This window comes from Stenotrophomonas sp. Steno-C17, assembly GCF_056393165.1.
This window is the reverse complement of sequence record NZ_JBWJPD010000005.1, coordinates 172,464-191,947: the sequence shown is the minus strand read 5'-3', so window position 1 is coordinate 191,947 and position 19,484 is coordinate 172,464. Positions and strand designations below refer to the sequence as shown.

At 68.6% G+C, this 19,484-nt stretch carries 17 protein-coding genes and 1 pseudogene; 12 read left to right on the top strand and 6 right to left on the bottom strand.

Features of this window, described 5'->3' with window-relative positions; genetic code table 11:
- Window positions 1-299 precede the first annotated feature (299 nt).
- Complete coding sequence (locus AC06FA_RS06855; protein ID WP_164275080.1) at window positions 300-944, bottom strand: YdcF family protein; 645 nt, start codon at window positions 942-944, stop codon at window positions 300-302.
- Window positions 929-1,891 carry a pyridoxal-phosphate dependent enzyme gene (locus AC06FA_RS06850; RefSeq protein ID WP_478067650.1) on the bottom strand — a complete coding sequence of 321 codons (963 nt, stop codon included), beginning with the start codon at window positions 1,889-1,891 and terminating at the stop codon, window positions 929-931. Before AC06FA_RS06850 ends, AC06FA_RS06855 begins: the two co-directional genes overlap by 16 nt.
- A 158-nt stretch (window positions 1,892-2,049) precedes the next feature.
- Here AC06FA_RS06850 and AC06FA_RS06845 point away from each other — a divergent pair, with 158 nt between their 5' ends.
- From AC06FA_RS06845 to AC06FA_RS06800, 10 genes and pseudogenes are all read left to right on the top strand, one after another.
- Window positions 2,050-2,553 (top strand): hypothetical protein, encoded by a 504-nt coding sequence (locus AC06FA_RS06845; RefSeq protein ID WP_478067649.1) that lies wholly within the window; start codon window positions 2,050-2,052, stop codon window positions 2,551-2,553.
- A 523-nt stretch (window positions 2,554-3,076) separates the two neighbouring features.
- Window positions 3,077-4,966 (top strand): tRNA uridine-5-carboxymethylaminomethyl(34) synthesis enzyme MnmG, encoded by a 1,890-nt coding sequence (gene mnmG, locus AC06FA_RS06840; protein ID WP_478067648.1) that lies wholly within the window; start codon window positions 3,077-3,079, stop codon window positions 4,964-4,966.
- Window positions 4,967-5,077: 111 nt separating this feature from the next.
- Complete coding sequence (locus AC06FA_RS06835; RefSeq protein ID WP_478067647.1) at window positions 5,078-5,896, top strand: nucleotidyltransferase domain-containing protein; 819 nt, start codon at window positions 5,078-5,080, stop codon at window positions 5,894-5,896.
- A gap of 97 nt (window positions 5,897-5,993) precedes the next feature.
- Window positions 5,994-6,524, top strand: a complete 531-nt coding sequence (locus tag AC06FA_RS06830; protein WP_478067646.1) for a gamma carbonic anhydrase family protein — start codon at window positions 5,994-5,996, stop codon at window positions 6,522-6,524.
- A 125-nt stretch (window positions 6,525-6,649) separates the two neighbouring features.
- On the top strand, window positions 6,650-7,339 hold the full coding sequence (locus tag AC06FA_RS06825) for an RDD family protein (protein WP_478067645.1): 690 nt from the start codon (window positions 6,650-6,652) through the stop codon (window positions 7,337-7,339).
- Window positions 7,336-8,328 carry a stage II sporulation protein M gene (locus AC06FA_RS06820; RefSeq protein WP_478067644.1) on the top strand — a complete coding sequence of 331 codons (993 nt, stop codon included), beginning with the start codon at window positions 7,336-7,338 and terminating at the stop codon, window positions 8,326-8,328. Before AC06FA_RS06825 ends, AC06FA_RS06820 begins: the two co-directional genes overlap by 4 nt.
- Window positions 8,318-9,936, top strand: a pseudogene (locus tag AC06FA_RS06815) (DUF4129 domain-containing protein). Before AC06FA_RS06820 ends, AC06FA_RS06815 begins: the two are co-directional and overlap by 11 nt.
- Complete coding sequence (locus tag AC06FA_RS06810) at window positions 9,933-11,126, top strand: DUF4350 domain-containing protein (RefSeq protein WP_478067643.1); 1,194 nt, start codon at window positions 9,933-9,935, stop codon at window positions 11,124-11,126. Before AC06FA_RS06815 ends, AC06FA_RS06810 begins: the two are co-directional and overlap by 4 nt.
- Window positions 11,123-12,109, top strand: a complete 987-nt coding sequence (locus AC06FA_RS06805) for an AAA family ATPase (protein ID WP_478067642.1) — start codon at window positions 11,123-11,125, stop codon at window positions 12,107-12,109. The genes AC06FA_RS06810 and AC06FA_RS06805 overlap by 4 nt, the downstream gene beginning before the upstream one ends.
- Window positions 12,106-13,404: a DUF58 domain-containing protein gene (locus AC06FA_RS06800; protein WP_478067641.1), complete on the top strand. Its 1,299-nt coding sequence runs from the start codon at window positions 12,106-12,108 to the stop codon at window positions 13,402-13,404. Before AC06FA_RS06805 ends, AC06FA_RS06800 begins: the two co-directional genes overlap by 4 nt.
- Window positions 13,405-13,488: 84 nt before the next feature.
- Here the strand turns inward: AC06FA_RS06800 and AC06FA_RS06795 are convergent, their stop codons facing one another.
- The 3 genes from AC06FA_RS06795 to AC06FA_RS06785 are packed head-to-tail and all read right to left on the bottom strand — an operon-like array spanning window position 13,489 to window position 15,870.
- Window positions 13,489-14,115, bottom strand: a complete 627-nt coding sequence (locus tag AC06FA_RS06795; RefSeq protein ID WP_478067640.1) for a hypothetical protein — start codon at window positions 14,113-14,115, stop codon at window positions 13,489-13,491.
- A complete protein-coding gene (locus AC06FA_RS06790) occupies window positions 14,115-15,293 on the bottom strand; it encodes a glutathionylspermidine synthase family protein (protein ID WP_478067639.1) in 1,179 nt (392 codons plus the stop codon). The genes AC06FA_RS06795 and AC06FA_RS06790 overlap by 1 nt, the downstream gene beginning before the upstream one ends.
- Before the next feature lie 7 nt (window positions 15,294-15,300).
- A complete protein-coding gene (locus tag AC06FA_RS06785; RefSeq protein WP_478067638.1) occupies window positions 15,301-15,870 on the bottom strand; it encodes a DUF1190 domain-containing protein in 570 nt (189 codons plus the stop codon).
- A gap of 348 nt (window positions 15,871-16,218) precedes the next feature.
- Here AC06FA_RS06785 and ilvD point away from each other — a divergent pair, with 348 nt between their 5' ends.
- Window positions 16,219-18,057, top strand: coding sequence for a dihydroxy-acid dehydratase (gene ilvD / locus AC06FA_RS06780; RefSeq protein ID WP_478067637.1), 1,839 nt, complete (start codon window positions 16,219-16,221; stop codon window positions 18,055-18,057).
- 104 nt (window positions 18,058-18,161) lie between these two features.
- On the opposite strand, the gene AC06FA_RS06775 is transcribed toward ilvD, so the two are convergent.
- Window positions 18,162-18,452 (bottom strand): hypothetical protein, encoded by a 291-nt coding sequence (locus tag AC06FA_RS06775; RefSeq protein WP_478067636.1) that lies wholly within the window; start codon window positions 18,450-18,452, stop codon window positions 18,162-18,164.
- A 318-nt stretch (window positions 18,453-18,770) separates the two neighbouring features.
- On the opposite strand from AC06FA_RS06775, the gene AC06FA_RS06770 reads away from it, so the two are divergent.
- Entirely contained in the window at window positions 18,771-19,382 is a 612-nt protein-coding gene (locus AC06FA_RS06770; protein ID WP_478067635.1) for a hypothetical protein, read from the top strand.
- Window positions 19,383-19,484: the final 102 nt, after the last annotated feature.

The following is a 19,484-nucleotide window of genomic DNA, read 5'->3' as shown; positions in this document are numbered from 1 at the left end:
GCCGTGCACCCAGCATCGTGCCAACCTGCATCCCGCTCTGGTAGGTGCCGACCTTGGTCGGCACAACCCGTCAGATCGCCGGGCACCCAACATCGTGCCGACCTGCATCCCGCTCTGGTAGGTGCCAACTTTGGTTGGCACAACCCGTCAGATTGCCGGGCACCCAGCATCGTGCCGACCAAGGTCGGCACCTACCGGGGCAACCTGCAACCCGGCAGACCCAACATCGTGCCGACCAAGGTCGGCACCTACCAGAAGCGGGCGGGGCTCGGCACCCACCAGGAACGGGTGGCAACCGCTCAGGTATTACCCGGCGAACTCAACGGCGGGCGCACCAGATCGCGGTGGAAGAAGTAGATTTCCTGCAGCAGGAAACGCCAGCTGGTATGGAAGCTGCGGAAGCGCGTGCTGGGCGTGGACGAGGCCAGCGCTTCAATCCCCATCGCCTGGCTCAGGCGCAGCGCGCGGGCCATGTGCAGCGGGTCGCTGACAATGATGACCCGCTGCAGGTGCCGCTGCTCCATCAGGCGCTTGGCTTCCACCAGGTTCTGCACGGTATTGCGCGAGGCGGTTTCAATCAGGATCGCGTCATCGGGCACGCCATGCTTCAGCGCATAGCGGCGCGCCACCTGTGATTCCGAGAAACGCGCGCCGCTGCCACCGTAGCCGCCGGTGAAGATCAGCAATGGCGCGTAGCCGGCCTGGTACAGATCCAGCCCATGGCGGATGCGCTCTTCGAACACCGGTGACGGCTTGGCGTCGTACGCCGCAGCACCCAGCACGATGATCGCGTCGGCCTTGGCCGCCTGGTCGCGCTCGCCTACCCAGACAATCCAGGCCGTCACGCCCAGCAACCACACCACCACCAGCACGAACAGCCGCCACAACCAGCCCAGCAGGCCGGTGCGGGCACGGTGCCGGCCGCGGCTCACGCCGCCTCCCAGCGCAGTGCCGGCAGATCCACGTTGCCACCGGACAACACCAGGCCCACACGCAGGCCGGCAAACCGCGCGGGCTGCGCCAGCACCGCGGCCAGCACGGTGGCCGAAGAAGGTTCGACCACCTGCTTCAACACCTCCCACAGCAGGCGCATGGCGGCCATCGTGGCGGCATCATCCACCACGATCACCTCGGCGCCGGCAGCCTGCAGCAGGGCGAAGTTGGGCACCCCGACCAGGGTCCGCAGGCCATCGCAGATCGTGTCCGGGGTGAACGGTCCCTGGCGGGTACCGGCGGCCAGCGAACGGGCCGTGTCATCGGCGCCGGCCGGTTCGGCCAGCACCAGACGGGTGTGCGGACTGGCCTGCTGCAGCGCCAGCGCAGTGCCGCTGGCCAGGCCACCACCGCCCACCGGCACCACCAGCACATCGAACGGGCCATCGCTGTGCAGCAGTTCCAGCGCCGCGGTGCCCTGCCCGGCCATCACCGCGGCATCGGCATAGGGGTGCACCAGGGTCGCGCCGGTATCGGCCTGCACCTGGGCGCAGGTGGCTTCGCGGTCGGCGGTGGTCGGCGGGCAGCGCCACAGCGTGGCGCCGTGGCGGGCGATGTTGGCCAGCTTGGCGGCCACCGCGCCTTCAGGCACGACCACGTGGCAGGGAATGCCGCGGGTGCGCGCGGCCAGCGCCAGCGCAGCGCCGTGGTTGCCCGACGAATGGGTGACCACGCCCGCTGCCGCCTGATCGTCCGGCAGCGACCACACCGCATTGCACGCGCCACGGAACTTGAAGGCGCCGCCACGCTGCAGGTGCTCGGCCTTGAAGGCCAACGACGCACCGGCCAGCGCATCCAGCGCGTGCGAACGCAGCACCGGGGTCACATGGGCATGGGGCGCAATGCGCGCCGCGGCGGCCAGTACATCGGCGGGGGTAGGCAACAGTGAATCGCTCATGACGCAAGGTTAACGTAAGCCCCCGCGCTGGCGGCGATGCCTGCGACCGTGCCAGCATGCAGGCCTTCACCGCCATTCATTCTGGCCGGCGGGATTAAGGGCCGATTCAACGCGCGCGCCCGAAGCTGGCTCTACACCCGTCCTTGGGGGGACTCCACATGAAAATGCGCCTGTTGCTTGCCGGTGGCCTGATGTTGGCCCTGACCGGCTGCGCGACCTACGACTACGTTGGCGGCGGCCGCGGTGGCGGCTACTACCACGGTGCCCCCACCACGGAGTACCGCTACCCCTACGGCTATCCCTACGATGCCGGCTACCCGTACTACGGCGGCTATGGCGGCTATGGCTACTACGGCTATGGCAACCCGTACTACTCGCGGCCGATCTATCGCCCACCGCCGCACAACCATCGCCCGCCGCCGCGCCCGGGCAATGGCGGCGAGAACCGTCCGCCGCCGCCGCCCCGCCAGAACAACGGTGGATCGCCGTGGCGCAACATGGATTCCATGCGCCGTCCGCCGCAGGGTGCCCAGCGGCCGTCGCCTCCGCCACGCCCGGCCGGGCCGCCGCCGCGTCCTGCTGCTGCCCCCAGCGCGCCCAGGATGAACGGTTCCCCTTGGCGCAATCTCAATCGTGCGACGCAGCGCACAGTTGAGCCCTGAACCATCTTGCATTTCCCCCGGTTCAAGCCTCAATCTACGCGGGTGGTGACGGCCCGCGTCACAAAGTGACAAAAACGTCACAGCTGTAACCAATCGCTCTACGTCGATATCCGACAGGAACATCTGGATCCCCCCTGTTCCGGCCCTGTCGGATGTCGGCACCTCTGCAGGACGAACGGCCCCGCACTGCGGGGCCGTTCGTTTTTGATGCTGCCGGTAGATCCACGCCATGCGTGGATAGCGCCACTGTCGGCCGAAAAAAAACGGGGCCGGCAGTCCCCCGACCACCGGCCCCCTGCTTCCCCATCGTGCGCCTGTACCGGCCCCTGTTCCAATTCCGGTCACCAACGCCTGAGCGCCAGCCACGATGGGTGCTATCGGGTTATCTGCAACTTTCCTGCCAACTTTAGGGTTGATTTCATCCGAGCATGCAGGCGCCCCCTTCGCCCCCCGCCGAATGGCGCTAAAATCGCCACCCCGGCAGCGCCCCCGGCGCGCCCGCCCCCCCTGTTGACCTGCCCCTATGAACCCGTCCTTCCATCGTTACGACGTCATCGTCATCGGCGGCGGCCACGCCGGCACCGAGGCCGCGCTGGCCGCGGCCCGTACCGGCGTGCGCACCCTGCTGCTGACCCACAACATCGAAACGGTGGGCGCGATGAGCTGCAATCCGGCCATCGGCGGCATCGGCAAGGGTCATCTGGTGAAGGAGATCGATGCGCTGGGCGGGGCCATGGCCCATGCCGCCGACCGCGCCGGCATCCAGTGGCGCACCCTGAACGCCTCCAAGGGGCCGGCCGTGCGTGCCACCCGCTGCCAGGCCGACCGCAACCTGTACCGCATGGCGATCCGCGCCATCGTGGAAGGCCAGGCCAACCTGACCGTGTTCCAGGCCGCCGTGGATGACCTGGTCATCGAGGGCGATGCCGTGCGCGGGGTGATCACCCAGACCGGCCTGCGTTTCGACGCCGAGGCCGTGGTGCTGACCGCCGGCACCTTCCTGGCCGGCAAGATCCACGTCGGCCCCACCCAGTACGCCGCCGGCCGCATGGGCGACCCGCCGGCCACCACGCTGGCCGCGCGCCTGCGCGAGCGCCCGTTCCAGGTGGACCGGCTGAAGACCGGCACGCCGCCGCGCATCGATGGCCGTTCGCTCGATTACAGCGTGATGGACGAACAGCCCGGCGATACGCCGCGGCCGGTCATGTCCTTCCTCGGTTCGGTGGACGAGCACCCGCAGCAGGTCAGCTGCTGGATCACCCACACCACCGAGCAGACCCACCAGATCATCCGCGACGCGCTGCACCGCTCGCCGCTGTACAGCGGCCAGATCGAAGGCATCGGCCCGCGCTACTGCCCGTCCATCGAAGACAAGGTGGTGCGCTTTGCCGAAAAGGCCAGCCACCAGATCTTCGTGGAACCCGAAGGCCTGGGTATCGTCGAGATCTACCCCAACGGCATTTCCACCTCGCTGCCGTTCGACGTGCAGCTGGAGATGGTGCGCAGCATCGTCGGCTTCCAGAACGCGCACATCACCCGCCCCGGCTATGCCATCGAATACGACTTCTTCGACCCGCGCGGGCTGAAGGCCTCGCTGGAAACCAAGCTGGTGAACGGCCTGTTCTTCGCCGGCCAGATCAACGGCACCACCGGCTACGAAGAAGCCGCCGCGCAGGGCCTGCTGGCCGGCCTGAACGCCGCGCGCCAGGTACGTGGGCTGGACGGCTGGTGCCCGCGCCGCGACGAGGCGTACCTGGGCGTGCTGGTCGATGACCTGATCACCCACGGCACCAACGAGCCGTACCGCATGTTCACCAGCCGCGCCGAGTACCGCCTGCAGCTGCGCGAGGACAACGCCGACCAGCGCCTGACCCCGGTCGGCCGCGAGATGGGCCTGGTCGACGACCGCCGCTGGAGCGCGTTTGAAACCAAGCAGGCCGCCGTCACCGCCGAGCGCGCGCGACTGGGCGCGCTGTGGGCCACCCCGGCCAATGCGCTGGGCCGCGAGGTGCAGGAAACGCTGGGCGTGGCCGTCAGCCGCGAAACCAACGTGCTGGACCTGATCAAGCGCCCGGAACTGGATTACGCGCAGTTGATGCAGGTGCCGTCACTGGGCCCGGCCGTGGCCGATGGCAAGGTGGCCGAACAGGTCGAGATCGGCGTGAAGTACGCCGGCTACCTGGACCGCCAGCGCGAGGAGATCGAGCGCCAGCAGCGGCATGAAGCCACGCCCATTGCCCAGGATTTCGACTATGCCATCGTGCGCGGCCTGTCGGCCGAAGCGCTGCAGAAGCTCGAACGCGTACGCCCGCAGACCATCGGCCAGGCCCAGCGCATTCCGGGCATGACCCCGGCGGCGATCTCGCTGCTGCTGGTGCATCTGGAACGCGCCCGCCGCGGCCGCGTGGCGTAACCCCCTGGTGGACGCCGGGCATGGCCCGGCGCTACCCGCCCTGGTAGGTGTCGACCTTGGTCGACACGATCGCTACAGTCGAGCAAGCTCGACTCTACCAATCTGCTCTGCATGGACGACATCCACCCGATCGCGCCGGACAAGCGCGCCGCCATCCTTTCCACCCTGGCCGACATCGAACGCACGCATGACGTGCGCGTGCTGCTGGCCTGCGAATCGGGCAGCCGCGGCTGGGGCTTCTCCTCGCCGGACAGCGACTACGATGCGCGCTTCATCTACGTGCACCGCCAGCCGTGGTACCTCAGCGTGAACGAAGCCACCGGCCCAGGCCAGGCGCAGCGCGATGTGATCGAGCTGCCCATCGATGATGAGCTGGATGTCAGCGGCTGGGACCTGCGCAAGGCGCTGCGGCTGGTATCCAAGTCCAACCCGACCCTGATCGAATGGCTGCGCTCCCCCATCATCTACCAGCAGGATGCCGCTGCCGTGGCGCAGCTGTGGCAGGCCGCCGAGCGCTTCTACTCGCCGCTGGGCACCTGGTGGCACTACTTCAACATGGCCCGTTCCAACCATCGCGGCTACCTGCGCGGCGACACGGTGCGCACCAAGAAGTACCTGTACGTACTGCGCCCGCTGCTGGCCTGCCAATGGATCGAACACGAGCAGACTCCGCCGCCGATGGCCTTCGAGGACCTGCTGGACCGGCTGCTGCCGCACGGCCCGGTGCGTGAAGCCATCGATGCACTGCTGGTAGTGAAGCGCGCCAGCGCCGAAGTCGCGGCCGGGCCGCGCATTGCCGCCATCAGTGATTACATCGATGCGGAACTGGCCGCGCGCGCCGAAGGCCCACGACTGCCCGCCGGGGATGGGAATGCGGCGTGGCTGGATGATCTGTTCCGGCAGATGCTGGCCGCGCACGCGCCGGCATAGGCGGTAGCGCCGAGACCGCGGTAGCGCCGGGCCATGCCCGGCGAGCGCGGCGGCACGCGTATCATCGTCGCGAATGCCCCGAATGCTGGAGACACCGATGAACCCGCTGCGCCCTTTCCGCGACAAGATGCCCGTACTCGGCGAACGCGTGTACATCGACCCGGCATGCACCGTCATCGGCGATGTGGAGCTGGCCGACGATGTGTCCATCTGGCCGGGCACGGTGATCCGTGGTGACGTGAATCATGTGCGCATCGGCGCACGCACCAACGTGCAGGACGGCACCATCATCCATGTCAGCCACCACAGTCCGTACAACAAGGCCGGCTACCCCACCCTGATCGGTGAGGGCGTGACCGTCGGCCACGGCTGCATCATCCACGCCTGCAGCATTGGCGATTACAGCCTGATCGGCATGGGCGCATGCATCCTCGACGGCGCACAGATCGCCCGCCATGCCTTCGTCGGCGCCGGCGCGGTGGTCGGCCCCGGCAAGGTGGTGGGCGAAGGCGAGCTGTGGGTGGGCAACCCGGCGCGGCCGGCGCGCACGCTCAGCGACAAAGAGATCGAATCGCTGCATTACTCGGCCGACCACTACGTGCGCCTGAAGAACGAATACCTGGGCTGAGCCGCTCCGCGGCCATCACGCTCTGCTACAGTCGGGGCCCGACCAGGAACCGTCGAGACCCCGCCCATGCCCGTGGCCGCACGCCGGAGAGGACTCCAGCGCCCACATCCGCGAACATCGCCCTGATGGTCGCGCCCATGCTCGATACCTACCGCGAGGTAGTCACGCCCGAAGGCGTGCTGCTGCAGTTGCCGGCCGCCGGGCCGATGCCGCGTGCGCTGGCCTGGCTGATCGACCTGGGCATCCGCATGGGCGCCGGCTTCGTGCTGGCCTTTCCGCTGGCGCTGCTGGATGAGTTCGGCCGCGGCATCTATCTGGCCATCATGTTCCTGCTGATGTGGGCCTACCCCATCGTCTGCGAAGCGCTGTGGGGCCGTACCCCCGGCAAGCGTGCGCTGGGCCTGCGCGTGGTGATGCGCGATGGCGCACCGCTGGGCTGGACCGGGGCGATCACCCGCAACCTGCTGCGCACCGTGGACATGCTGCCGTTCGCCTACGCGCTGGGCCTGATCAGCTGCCTGTTCGATCCGCATGGGCGCCGCCTGGGCGATCTGGTCGCCGGCACCGTCGTGGTGCACGCGCCGCCGTTCTACCTGCCGCCGCCGGTCACCATCGACAGCGTGCTGGCACCGGCACAACCGCTGCGCCCGGAAGAACAGACCGCGGTGATGGCCTTCGCCGAGCGTGCGCCGCGCCTGTCGCCGGCCCGCCAGCAGGAACTGGCCGGGTTGGCCCAGCCCCTCACCGGGGCCAACGGCCAGGTGGGCGTTCTGCGCCTGTACGCCATGGCCAACTGGCTGCTGGGCCGCCGATGAAACAGGAACAGTTTGTCGCCCGCCACCAGCAGGAATGGCATGCGCTGGAACAGTGGCTGCAGCGGCGCGGCGGCCTGTTGGGGCGGCGGCGCCCTGCCGTGGGCAGCGAAGACCCCGGTGATACCGCCTTTGCCCAGCGCTATCGGCGGCTGTGCCAGCAGCTGGCACTGGCCCGCGAGCGCGGCTACAGCCCGCAGCTGGTGCAGCGCCTGCAGGGGCTGATGCAGCAGGGCCATGACGTGCTGTACCGCACGCCGCCCACGCGCTGGCGGCGTGCGCTGGAATTCCTGGTCGCCGATTTCCCCCTGCTGGTGCGCAGCCAGGCACGCAGCATGTGGGCGGCGCTGGCCATGTTCGCGGTGCCCGCCATCGCCTGCTTCGTGCTGGTGCAGTGGCACCCGGACAGCGTGTACCTGCTGATGGACAACGCGCAGATCGCCAGCATGGAACGCATGTACGACCCTTCGGCCGACCGCCTGGGCCGCGACAGCGGCACCGACTGGATGATGTTCGGCTACTACATCATGAACAACATCAGCATCGCCCTGCGCACGTTCGCCAGCGGCCTGCTGGCCGGGCTGGGCACGCTGCTGGTGCTGCTGTTCAACGGGGTCACCATGGGGGCGGTGGCCGGCCACCTGCAGCACATCGGCCACGGCGACCCGTTCTGGCGCTTCGTAGTCGGGCACGCGGCGTTCGAACTGACGGCCATCGTGATTGCCGGCGGTGCAGGCCTGCAGTTGGGCATGCGTCTGCTGGCACCGGGCCGGCAGCGCCGCGTGGACGCGCTGGTGGAGGGCGGGCGCATCGGCGCACGCTTATGCCTGGGCGCGGCCTTCATGCTGCTGCTGGCGGCCTTCGTGGAGGCGTTCTGGTCCTCCATTGGCGATATTCCGGCCTGGCTGAAGTTCGGCGTGGCCGGCCTGCTGTGGGCCGGTGTGCTGCTGTGGCTGTGGCGCGGTGGGCGTGGGGGCAACCGTGCGGATTGAACATCTGAACGTGGCGCTGCGTGCCCGCAGCAGCTGGGAAGCGATGGAACTGGGCATGGCCCTGGCCCGCCGCCACGCACGCAGTGCGTGGGGCAGCTGGCTGCTGGCCAGCGCGCCGCTGTTCGTCCTGTTCAACGCGCTGGCCTGGTGGCTGGATGCGTTCGGCTGGGCCTGGCTGTTGATGTGGTGGTGCAAACCCTTGTTCGAGCGTGCGCCGCTGTACGTGCTTTCGCGCGGCATCTTTGGCGAACAGGTGGCGCCGCGCGCGGCACTGCGTGCGCAGCGGCACTGGGGCAACACCGGCTTCTGGGGCTACCTGGGCTGGCGCCGCTTCAGCGGGCTGCGCAGCCTGTGCCTGCCGGTGAACCTGCTGGAAGGCAACGCGCCGGAACAGCGCGCGCCACGCCGCCGCGCGGTGGCGGCCGGTGCGGGCGGCTCGGCGATGATGCTGTGCTGCCTGTGCCTGGGCTTCGAGCTGGTGCTGGTGCTGGGCGCGATCGCCTCCGCCTTCCTGTTCATTCCGCTGGATCTGCTGCCCGACTCGTGGCGTGCGGCGCTGGACCTGGTGCGCGTGGCGCCCCCGCCGTGGGCCCTGCTGTTGCTCAACCTGCTGTGCTGGCTGGCCTCGGCGCTGGTCGGGCCGCTGTACGTCGGTGCCGGCTTCGGGCTGTATCTGAACCGGCGCACGGAAATGGAGGCCTGGGACGTGGAAATGGCCCTGCGCCGGCTGCGTGACCGTCTGCTGCCGGCGGCATCCTCGCTGGTGCTGCTGCTGTGCCTGCTGCTGCCGCTGGCGCCGGCCCACGCACAGGAAAGCGACGATCGCCCGGCCACCACGGAGCAGAGCGAAAAGCCCGCGCGCAAGCGGAACAAGGCGGCCGAAGATCCGGCCAACACCCCGGCGGTGATCTTCGGCGACGCGCCGGTGGACACGGCCGGCTTCCGCCAGGCGGTGAACCGCGCCTACGAGGATCCGCTGCAGCGGCCGCTGCGCGAGGTCACCCACTGGCAGCCGATCGACCGCGACGAAAAGGAACAGAAGGACAAGAAGGACCTGCAGAAGGACGCCGACGGCAGCCGCGCGCGCAAGGCCCGCCAGGACATGCGCCTGTGGATGGCACGCGCCGCCGAGTGGGCGCTGTGGGGTGGCCTGGGGTTGCTGGTGCTGGTGCTGCTGCTGACCGCACGGATGTGGCTGCCTTGGCTGCGTGGCTGCCTTGGCTGCGTGGCAGCGGCAGGCGCAAGGCGGCAGCCGCCCCGGCCATCCGCGAAGACAGCATCGTGCTGCCTGACGTATTGCCACCGGATGTGGCCACCCAGGCCGCGCGGCTGTGGGACCAGGGTCGCCCACGCCAGGCGCTGGCCCTGCTCTATCGCGCCAGCGTCGGCACCGTGGTGGACCGCAGCGGCGTGGTCCTGCCGCCCGGCGCCACCGAAGCGCAGTGCCTGCGCGCGTCGCGGCGCATGCCCGAGGCCAGCGACCGCGAACTGTTCGCACGCATCGTGCGCATGTGGCAGTTCGCCGCCTACGGCGGGCGCCTGCCGAGCCGTGGCGATTTCGATGACCTGTCCACAGCGCTGCAGCAGCAGTTCCGGTGGCAGGCATGAAGCCGCGCCTGTTCTGGTCGCTGCTGTTGGGCGCGCTGATCGTGGTGAGCGTGCCGCTGACGATCCTGTTCCTGCGGACCCACGAAAAGGTCAGCCAGACCCTGGTGCTGCCGCCACAGGGCGAGGCCAGCTTCAACCCGCTGTACGTGCTGGGCCAGGCGCTGCGCGCCGACGGTCTGCAGGTACAGACCCGCCAGCAGCTGCAGCTGCGCGACATGCCGTTGGCGCCGGGCGATACCCTCGTCCTGCTGCAGGACACCCGCGATCTGTCACCGCACACCGGGCAGGCCCTGCTGGCCTGGGTGGAACAGGGCGGCCATCTGCTGCTGCGCACGCCCCCGCCCACTGACGGCCGGCGCAAGGACACCCACCAGGGTCCGCTGCTCGATCGCATCGGCGTGGACAGCCTGTTCCACGACAAGCAATGCCAGCGCTTCCACGTGACCGATGATCCGGACCACGTGGAGTTCTGCAATGGCCGCCGCTTCTCGCTGGGCTTCCGCGCCTCGGCCAACACCGAACGCCGCTGGGGCAACGAACACGGTCTGGTGTTCGCACGCCTGCGCCATGGCCAGGGCCGCATCGATGTACTGGCCGATATGGAATTCATGCGCGGCAACGGCGCCGGCACGATCACCGACAAGCGCGTGCTGGATACCAAGGAACGCATGCGTGATGGCCTGCACGACCTGTCCCATCGCGACCTGACCCGCTACCTGCTGGCCCCCAACTATGGCCGCGGCACGGTCTGGCTGGTCTACGGCAAGCGGCCGCCCACGCTGTTCGCCCGCTTGGTGCTGCAGGGCTGGCCGGTGTGGGTGCCCCTGCTGCTGGCGATCCTGGGCTGGCTGTGGACACGCTCGCAGCGGCTGGGCAGTGCGCAGCCGTCACCGGTGGTGGCACGTCGTTCGCTGCTGGAACACGTGGGCGCCAGCGGCGAACTGCTGCTGCGCTTCGGCCAGGGGCCACACCTGTACCGCGCGGTGCAGGCGCTGTTCCTGCAGCGGTTGCGCCTGCGTGCGCCGCTGGCCGCCGCGCTCGACGGCGGCGCGCGCGACCAGGCCATTGCCGAACTGCTGCGCTGGCCGGTCACGCGCGTTTCCACCGCACTGACCGTCCCCGCCGCCAACGATTCCTCCGCCCTGCGCGAGCGCATCCGCTTGCTGCTCCAGATGAGATCCCTGCTATGACCGATGCCCCTGAGCTTCCGTCCCCCACCGCTGCCAGCCTGATCGAGCGCGTCGATGCCATCCGCGAAGCGGTGGGCCGTGCCTTCATCGGCCAGACCGACGTGCTGGACCAGATCCTGGTCGCCCTGCTGGCCGGCGGCCACGTGCTGATCGAAGGCGTGCCCGGACTGGGCAAGACCCTGCTGGTGCGCGCGCTGGCCCAGGCGCTGGAACTGGATTACGGGCGCGTGCAGTTCACCCCGGACCTGATGCCCAGCGATGTGAGTGGCCACGCGGTGTACGACCCGAAGAGCGAGAGCTTCAAGATCCGTCGCGGCCCGGTGTTCACCAACCTGCTGCTGGCCGATGAAATCAATCGCGCCCCGGCCAAGACCCAGTCTGCGCTGCTGGAAGTGATGCAGGAAGGCCAGGTCACCATCGAAGGCAAGGCGTTCACCCTGGCGCCGCCGTTCATGGCCCTGGCCACGCAGAACCCGCTGGAACAGGAAGGCACCTACCCGCTGCCGGAAGCACAGTTGGACCGCTTCCTGCTGAAGGTGCTGATCGACTACCCGCAGCTGGACGACGAAAAGCGCATGGTGGCGGCGATCACCCACGGCCGCGCGGCCAGCGATTTCGACCTGAGCCAGGTGCCGCGCGTACTGGGCGCCGGCGAGCTGCTGGGGTTGCAGCAGGCCACGGCGGCGATCACCGTGGACGATGAAGTGATCGATTACGCCGTGCGCATCGTGGCCGCCAGCCGTTCCTGGCCGGGCATCGCCGTTGGCGCCGGCCCGCGCGGCAGCATCGCCCTGGTGCGGGCGGCGCGCGCGCAGGCGGTGCTGGCCGGGCGCGATTTCGTCACCCCCGACGACGTGCGCGACATCGCCCGTCCTGCGCTGCGCCATCGCATCGCCTTGGCCCCGGAGCTGCAGATTGAAGGCCAGGGCCCGGACGACGTGCTGGGCGCCCTGCTGGCCAAGGTGGAAGCACCGCGCCGATGAGGCCTGCGCCGCTGCTGCTGGCTGTACTGGTGGCCTGGGCCGTGCTGGGCGGCGTGGTGCTGGCCGGCCTGCTGCCGCGCTGGAGCTGGGCCGCAATGGGCGCGGCGGTGCTGGTGCTGGCACTGCTCGATGCCTGGCGGGTGGCCCGGCAGCCGTCGCCGCAGGTGCAGCGGCAAGTGCCCGAAGCGCTGGCGCTGGGCGTGCGGCGCGAGGTGGGCCTGCGCCTGCAGGCCGAGCGCGCCCAGTATGTGCAGGTGTTCGACCTGGCACCCGGTGGCTGGCCGGTGGAAGAGCTGCCGCAGCAGCTGCAGCTGCGCCCCGGCCATGCCAGCACCCTGCACTACCACGTGCACCCGCAGCAGCGCGGACGTTTCAGTTTCGACGGCGTACACCTGCGCCTGCGTTCGCCGTGGCGCCTGTGGTGGCAGCAGCGCACCCTGCCGCCCATGCTGGACGTTCGGGTCTACCCGAACTTCGTGCCGCTTACCCGTTTCGCCCTGTTCAGTGCCGACCAGGCATCGCGGCTGGTGGGCGCACACGTGAAGCGCCGCCGCGGCGAAGGCACCGATTTCCACCAGATGCGTGAGTACCGCACCGGCGACAGCCTGCGCCAGCTGGATTGGAAAGCCACCGCGCGCGCGCGCAAGCTGATCTCGCGCGAGTACCAGGACGAGAAGAACCAGCAATTGCTGCTGATGCTCGACAGCGGCCGGCGCATGCTGGCCAGTGAAGGCGGGCTTTCGCACTTCGACCATGCCTTGAATGCGTCGCTGGTGGTGGCCTACCTGGCACTGCGCCAGGGCGATGCAGTGGGCCTGTTTGCCGCCGGTGGCGAGCGCCGCTGGGTGGCACCGCGGCGTGGCATGGGCACGGTGGAACACCTGCTGCGTGCCAGCTACGACCTGCAGCCGCAACCGGTGGCCACCGACTACCTGGCCGCCGCCACCGAGGTGGCCCTGCGCCAGCAGCGGCGCGCGCTGGTGATGCTGGTCAGCAACGTGCGCGACGAGGACATCGAAGACCTTCTGGCTGCGGTGCGCCTGCTGCAGCGCCGCCATCTGGTGTGCGTGGCCAGCCTGCGCGAAAGCGAGCTGGAAGGGGTTCTGGAAGGCGAAGTGAACACACTGGAAGAGGCCACCCGGGCCGGTGCCACTGCGCTGTACCTGCAACAGCGCGCGCAGGCGCACGACGCGCTGCGTGCCGAGAAAGTGATGGTGCTGGACGTCACCGCCGATGCCCTGCCCGCCGCACTGGTGGACCGCTATCTGTCAGTGAAGCGCGAAGGCCTGCTCTGAAGCGGTAGCGCCGGGCCATGCCCGGCGGATGGGGAACCACCGCTGCGCTCGCCGGGCATGGCCCGGCGCTACCGGCACACCGCATCACACCTTCAGCAATCGCCGTTGCAACCGCTCCACCGCGCGCTGCAGCAGCACCCGGTTGCGCGCCAGCTTCATCCACTGCGGCAGGCGCGAGAACATCGCACGGTTGTATCCACTACCCTTGCGCAGCGCGGACGTGGCGTAATCGTGCAGGGCCTGCAGGTGTTCGGCGTTGTACGCCCATAGCAGACCGGCAGCGGTCTTTTCCACCAACCGCAGCGGCAGGCCGAAACTGGGGTCGACGGCTTCGTTGCCCTTCCACCGGGACACGGTAACGTCCACATCACTGCTGCGGCCACATTGGTTGCAGTCTGCCGCCAGGGTCCGCAGCGGCATGGTGGCACGGGCACGACGCACCTCAATGCTTACCCATTTGTACCCGCAGTAACCACACGGCCGGTAGCCGCTGTAGCGCACCGGGCCCACCCAGTCACCGGCGCCACAGCGGCTGCACCCGCACCCGCCATCCAGCGCTTCGCTGCACCCCAGGCAGCGGAAGCGCCGCGCGTTGGAGGGGCCAGTCACCCAACCGGGCGTATCGCAGCGATGGCAGCGCACCGCCACCCGGTCGGCATAGCGGAACAGGGCACGGCCGTCATCACGATGGCGCTTCGGCGGCGATGCCATCAGACGTAGATCCGCGTCGGCGCCTCGTCCACGATCGCGTGCGGTACGAAGCGCGCACTGTCGCGGGTAATGGCGCTGTCATCCTCGCGGATGCCGATGCCGCAGGCGTGGTCGCCGATCACCCAACTGCCGATCAGCGGGTAACCGCCATCGAACCGGGTAAGCGGGTGCGCGCGCTGGATGATCGCCGGGCCTTCGTACGGGCCATCGCTGCGCTGGGTGCTGCCATCGGCCAGGTGCATTTCGATGTTGGCGCCTTCGCGCGAGAACAACGGCTTGCGCACCCAGCCCGACGCCAGCGCGCTGCCATCGTCGAAATGCGCTTCCAGCAGGTTCGGGTGGCCCACGTTGCGCTGCCACAGCAGCGGCAGGATGCCCTTGTTGCTCAGCACCGCCTTCCACGCCGGTTCCAGCAGCTGGATACCCGACCCGGGCAGCGCGCGGCCGAATTCCTCGGCCATCAGGTCTTCCAGCGGGTACAGCTTGAACAGCGTGCCGATCACCGAATCGTCCAGCGCGGTGAAGCGACCATCCTCGGACAGGCCGATATCCTCGATGGCGATGGCCTGGCCGTGCAGGCCGGCCTGCGACGCGCAATCGCGCAGGTAATCCACCGTGCCGCGGTCTTCTTCGGAACTGCCCACCGCACTGAAGAACAACGGCGGCGGCAGCTGCCCGGCCAGCGCGCCGAAGCGCTCGACCAGTGCCTCGTGCATGCCGTTGAACTGGTCGGCGTGCTGCGGCAGGCGGCCCGCATTGCGCTGGTCCTCCAGCCACTGCCACTGGAAGAAACTGGCCTCGAACAGCGAGGTGGGCGTGTCGTAGTTCAGTTCGTACAGCTTGGCCGGGCCGGTGCCGTCATAAGCCAGGTCCAACCGCCCGTACAGGTGCGGCTGGCGCTGGCGCCAGCTCTCGGCGATCCAGTCGCGGTAGTGCGCCGGAATGGCCAACTGGTCCATCAGGCGCTCGCTGGCGATCACATCGCCCACCAGGTCCAGCGCCATCTGGTGCAGTTCGGCGCTGGGGTCTTCGATGTCCTGTTCGATCTGGCGCAGGGTGAAGGCGTAGTACGCGCGCTCATCCCAGTACGGCTGGCCGTCGATGGTGTGGAAGCGGAAACCGGCCTCCTCCGCGCGCGCCCGCCAATGGGCGCGCTCGGCAATCTGGATACGCTGCATGGGTCGATCAGCCGCCGAAGCTGCTGCCGCTGCGGCGTGCGCTGGTGCTGCCAAAGCCACTGCGGCTGGCGGTCACGGCGCGGTTCGGTTCGCTGGTGACCGGCGCCAGGCCGGCCTTGCCGGCGCCGATGCCGCTGGCGGTGTTCATGCCACCGGTGCCGCCCGGTGCCGGGCGCGCCCAGCCCGCGTTCTTGTCCTGGTAGGCCGGCGCCGACGCCGGCGCCTGCGGGGCCAGGCCACCGCGGTTGCTCAGCATCTGCGACATGAAGAAGCCCATCATCATCGGGCCGATGAACGACGTACCGGCCGAGGTGTGCTGCTGCACGCACTGTTCCGGCTTGTAGTCCTGCTCGCAGGCTTCCTTGCTGGCGTACTTCGGCGCCGCATCGGCCGCCTTCTGCTTCGCTTCGGCAAAGGCATTGCGGCACGACGACGGGTCGCCGGTGGCCTCGGTGCAGGCCTCCACCGAGGTGTACAGGCCTTCCTGCACCTGCACCTGTTCATCCTTCTGGCAGGCGGTGAACAGCAGGGGTGCAGCGCTCATCAACAGCAGCGCGGTGGTGCGGGAACGCTTCATGGCCTCATGCCTCGGATTCGGATCAATGCCCCAATGATGCCAAATTCACGCCAACAACCGGAATCGGCAAAGTACGAAAGATGAACGGGTTTTCATTTTCGTTGGGCACCGGGGTTGGGCACCGGGATCAGAGCCCATCACGCCGCGATGGGATCCGACCCCGTTCCATACGTCTCAGGCGAGGAGCCCCCTTGTTGTTCAAGGGGGCGCGCCGAAGGCGCGGGGATAAGGAGAAATGCGCGAACCACCAAGCCGCTGCAAGCGGCGAAGGTGGTTGCAGCAGCAACCGAAAAACTCCGCCATGATCGGGTAACCCCCACGTTGTACGGCCCGCCCGTTCCGCCAGCCATGCCCGAATACCGCTCCCGCACCTCCACCGCCGGCCGCAACATGGCCGGCGCCCGCGCGCTGTGGCGCGCCACCGGCATGAAGGATGGCGACTTCCACAAGCCGATCATCGCCATCGCCAACTCCTTCACCCAGTTCGTGCCCGGCCACGTGCACCTGAAGGACCTCGGCCAGCTGGTCGCGCGCGAGATCGAAAAGGTCGGCGGCGTCGCCAAGGAATTCAACACCATCGCCGTGGACGACGGCATCGCCATGGGCCACGACGGCATGCTGTACTCGCTGCCCAGCCGCGAGATCATCGCCGACTCGGTCGAATACATGGTCAACGCGCACTGCGCCGACGCGCTGGTGTGCATTTCCAACTGCGACAAGATCACCCCCGGCATGCTGATGGCCGCGCTGCGGCTGAACATCCCGGTGGTGTTCGTGTCCGGCGGTCCGATGGAAGCCGGCAAAACCAGGCTGTCCGAGCACAAGCTGGACCTGGTCGATGCGATGGTGATCGCCGCCGACGAAAGCGCCAGCGATGAAAAGGTCGCCGAATTCGAGCGCAGCGCCTGCCCCACCTGCGGTTCCTGTTCGGGCATGTTCACCGCCAATTCGATGAACTGCCTGACCGAAGCGCTGGGCCTGTCGCTGCCCGGCAACGGCTCCACCCTGGCCACCCACGCCGACCGCGAGCAGCTGTTCCTGCGCGCCGGCCGCCTGATCGTCGAGCTGTGCCACCGCTGGTACGGTGGCGAAGAAGCAAGCGCGCTGCCGCGCGGCATCGCCACCCAGGCCGCATTCGCCAACGCGATGACGTTGGACATCGCCATGGGCGGTTCCACCAACACCATCCTGCACCTGCTGGCGGCGGCGCAGGAAGCAGAGGTCGATTTTGACCTGACCCACATCGATGCGCTGTCGCGGCGCGTGCCGCAGCTGTGCAAGGTGGCGCCGAACACGCCCAAGTACCACATGGAAGACGTTCACCGCGCCGGCGGCGTGTACGGCATCCTGGGCGAACTGGCGCGCGGCGGCCTGCTCGATACCTCGGTGCCGACCGTGCACAGCCGCACCCTGGCCGACGCCATCGAGCGCTGGGACGTGGCGGTCAGCGCCGAATCGAGCGTGCACGACTTCTTCCGCGCCGGCCCGGCCGGCATTCCCACCCAGGTGGCTTTCAGCCAGGCCACGCGCTGGCCCACGCTGGACGTGGACCGCGCCGAAGGCTGCATCCGCAGCGTCGCGCACGCCTACTCCGCCGAAGGCGGCCTGGCCGTGCTGCGCGGCAACCTGGCCATCGACGGCTGCGTGGTGAAGACCGCCGGCGTGGATGAGTCGATCCACGTGTTCGAAGGCAGCGCGCGCGTGTTCGAGAGCCAGGACGCGGCCGTGGCCGGCATCCTGGCCGATGAAGTGAAGCCCGGCGACGTGGTGGTGATCCGCTACGAAGGCCCGAAGGGCGGCCCCGGCATGCAGGAAATGCTGTACCCGACCAGCTACCTGAAATCGAAGGGACTGGGCAAGCAGTGCGCGCTGCTGACCGACGGCCGTTTCTCCGGCGGTACCTCGGGCCTGTCGATCGGCCACGTTTCACCGGAAGCCGCCAGCGGCGGCACGATTGGTCTGGTGGAAGATGGCGACCGCATCCGCATCGACATCCCGGCCCGCCGCATCGACCTGCTGCTGGACGAGGCCACCCTGGCCCAGCGCCGCAGCGAGGCCGATGCGCGTGGCTGGAAGCCGCGTGAAGCACGCCCGCGCAAGGTCACCAGCGCGTTGAAGGCCTACGCCCTGCTGGCCACCAGCGCCGACAAGGGCGCCGTGCGCAACACCGCCCTGCTGGGCGATTGAATTGCGTGGGGGTCAGAGCCCTTCCTGCGGAAGGGATCTGACCCCGGATCGCGGCATGGGGTCAGATCCCTTTCGCAGAAAGGGCTCTGACCCCGACTCAGGCCTCAGAACGCGAACGGCGCCCCATCCAGGCGAACCGCGCCCGCAGTAATGTGGATGGCGCCACCGGACTGCAGTTCGAACGCAATGCGCGCGACGCCTTCGGCGCGATCTCCATGCGCCATCACCTCGTTGATCGACGCACTCGGACCCCACGGTTCGCTTCTATCCAGCATCACGTGCTCCACCGCTTCGAACTGCAGGCGGCGCTCTGCCTGGTCCGCATCGCGGAGGACGAGGTCGAACGTGGCGGCGATCCAGTCACCGTGGATCGCGATGATTGTCCAGTCGTGCATGTGACCTCACTCGCTTGTGGCTGTAGGGGGTGCGTGTGGCGAGCTCATGCCTGCCAGCACATCCACCGATGGGAAATCGGAGGAACCGTACATGCGCCTCGCCGCGCGATCCGCAACGCAGATCCCGGCCACTCCACGACTCTGGCTCACCCTTCAACACCGCTCCATCGCGATGCAGAATTCGTCCCTGTCCGACGGGGTCAGAGTCCTTCCTGCGGAAGGGATCTGACCCCGGATCGCGGCATGGGGTCGGATCCCTTTCGCAGAAAGGGCTCTGACCCCGGTAAGGTAGGACAAAACACCGACACGGAGGTTGTGATGACGTTGCTTTCGCTTGCCCTTGCCGCTGCGCTGGGCGCGGCACCGGAACCGCCGAAGGCGGCGGATTGCAGCTACGACCGCGATGCCATGCTGGCGATGGAGCCGGATGCGTTCGACCAGGACCTGGAAGGCGGCTGGCGCCCGCTGGCTGACCGTGGCTGCCACCGCGAAGCGGCGGATCTGCTGATCGCCTACGCTGCGCAGCCCAAGGCCGCGGGCAGGAACATCATCCTCTGGCACGCCGGCCAGATGCGTGCCGAGGCCGGCCAATACCCGCAGGCGATTGCGCTGATGCAACGCACCTACGCGCCCAAGGACACCGATCCGGGCTACTGGAACGCCTACGTGGACGGCACGATCGCCTTCCTGCAGCGCGACCGTGCGGCGCTGGAAAAAGCGCGCGCAGCGCTGATCGCGATTCCCACCCCGGAGCAGATCGCCGGGGCGCTGAAGGATGGGCGCTATCACTTCACCACCGCCGGCGGGCAGCAGGTGGATGCGCCGTGGCCGCCCAACCTGGACGTGCTGGATGGCTTCCTGCGCTGCTTTGATCGCGACTACCACAATGCGATGGGCAACCCGGCCTGCCGGAACCTGGAAGGCGGTTGAGGGCGGGCGTGGATACGGGGGTCAGAGCCCTTCCTGCGGAAGGGATCTGACCCCGGATCGCGGCAGGGGTCGGATCCCTTTCGCAGAAAGGGCTCTGACCCC

Bases quoted from the DNA above. Each gene is read 5' to 3' on its own strand.
- AC06FA_RS06785 (WP_478067638.1), bottom strand. From the start codon at position 15,870: ATGAAGCGTTCCCGCACCACCGCGCTGCTGTTGATGAGCGCTGCACCC.
- AC06FA_RS06790 (WP_478067639.1), bottom strand. From the start codon at position 15,293: ATGCAGCGTATCCAGATTGCCGAGCGCGCCCATTGGCGGGCGCGCGCG.
- AC06FA_RS06850 (WP_478067650.1), bottom strand. From the start codon at position 1,891: ATGAGCGATTCACTGTTGCCTACCCCCGCCGATGTACTGGCCGCCGCG.
- AC06FA_RS06805 (WP_478067642.1), top strand. From the start codon at position 11,123: ATGACCGATGCCCCTGAGCTTCCGTCCCCCACCGCTGCCAGCCTGATC.
- AC06FA_RS06810 (WP_478067643.1), top strand. From the start codon at position 9,933: ATGAAGCCGCGCCTGTTCTGGTCGCTGCTGTTGGGCGCGCTGATCGTG.
- AC06FA_RS06835 (WP_478067647.1), top strand. From the start codon at position 5,078: ATGGACGACATCCACCCGATCGCGCCGGACAAGCGCGCCGCCATCCTT.
- AC06FA_RS06795 (WP_478067640.1), bottom strand. From the start codon at position 14,115: ATGGCATCGCCGCCGAAGCGCCATCGTGATGACGGCCGTGCCCTGTTC.
- AC06FA_RS06775 (WP_478067636.1), bottom strand. From the start codon at position 18,452: ATGCACGACTGGACAATCATCGCGATCCACGGTGACTGGATCGCCGCC.
- AC06FA_RS06800 (WP_478067641.1), top strand. From the start codon at position 12,106: ATGAGGCCTGCGCCGCTGCTGCTGGCTGTACTGGTGGCCTGGGCCGTG.
- AC06FA_RS06770 (WP_478067635.1), top strand. From the start codon at position 18,771: ATGACGTTGCTTTCGCTTGCCCTTGCCGCTGCGCTGGGCGCGGCACCG.
- AC06FA_RS06820 (WP_478067644.1), top strand. From the start codon at position 7,336: ATGAAACAGGAACAGTTTGTCGCCCGCCACCAGCAGGAATGGCATGCG.
- ilvD (WP_478067637.1), top strand. From the start codon at position 16,219: ATGCCCGAATACCGCTCCCGCACCTCCACCGCCGGCCGCAACATGGCC.
- AC06FA_RS06830 (WP_478067646.1), top strand. From the start codon at position 5,994: ATGAACCCGCTGCGCCCTTTCCGCGACAAGATGCCCGTACTCGGCGAA.
- AC06FA_RS06845 (WP_478067649.1), top strand. From the start codon at position 2,050: ATGAAAATGCGCCTGTTGCTTGCCGGTGGCCTGATGTTGGCCCTGACC.
- mnmG (WP_478067648.1), top strand. From the start codon at position 3,077: ATGAACCCGTCCTTCCATCGTTACGACGTCATCGTCATCGGCGGCGGC.
- AC06FA_RS06825 (WP_478067645.1), top strand. From the start codon at position 6,650: ATGGTCGCGCCCATGCTCGATACCTACCGCGAGGTAGTCACGCCCGAA.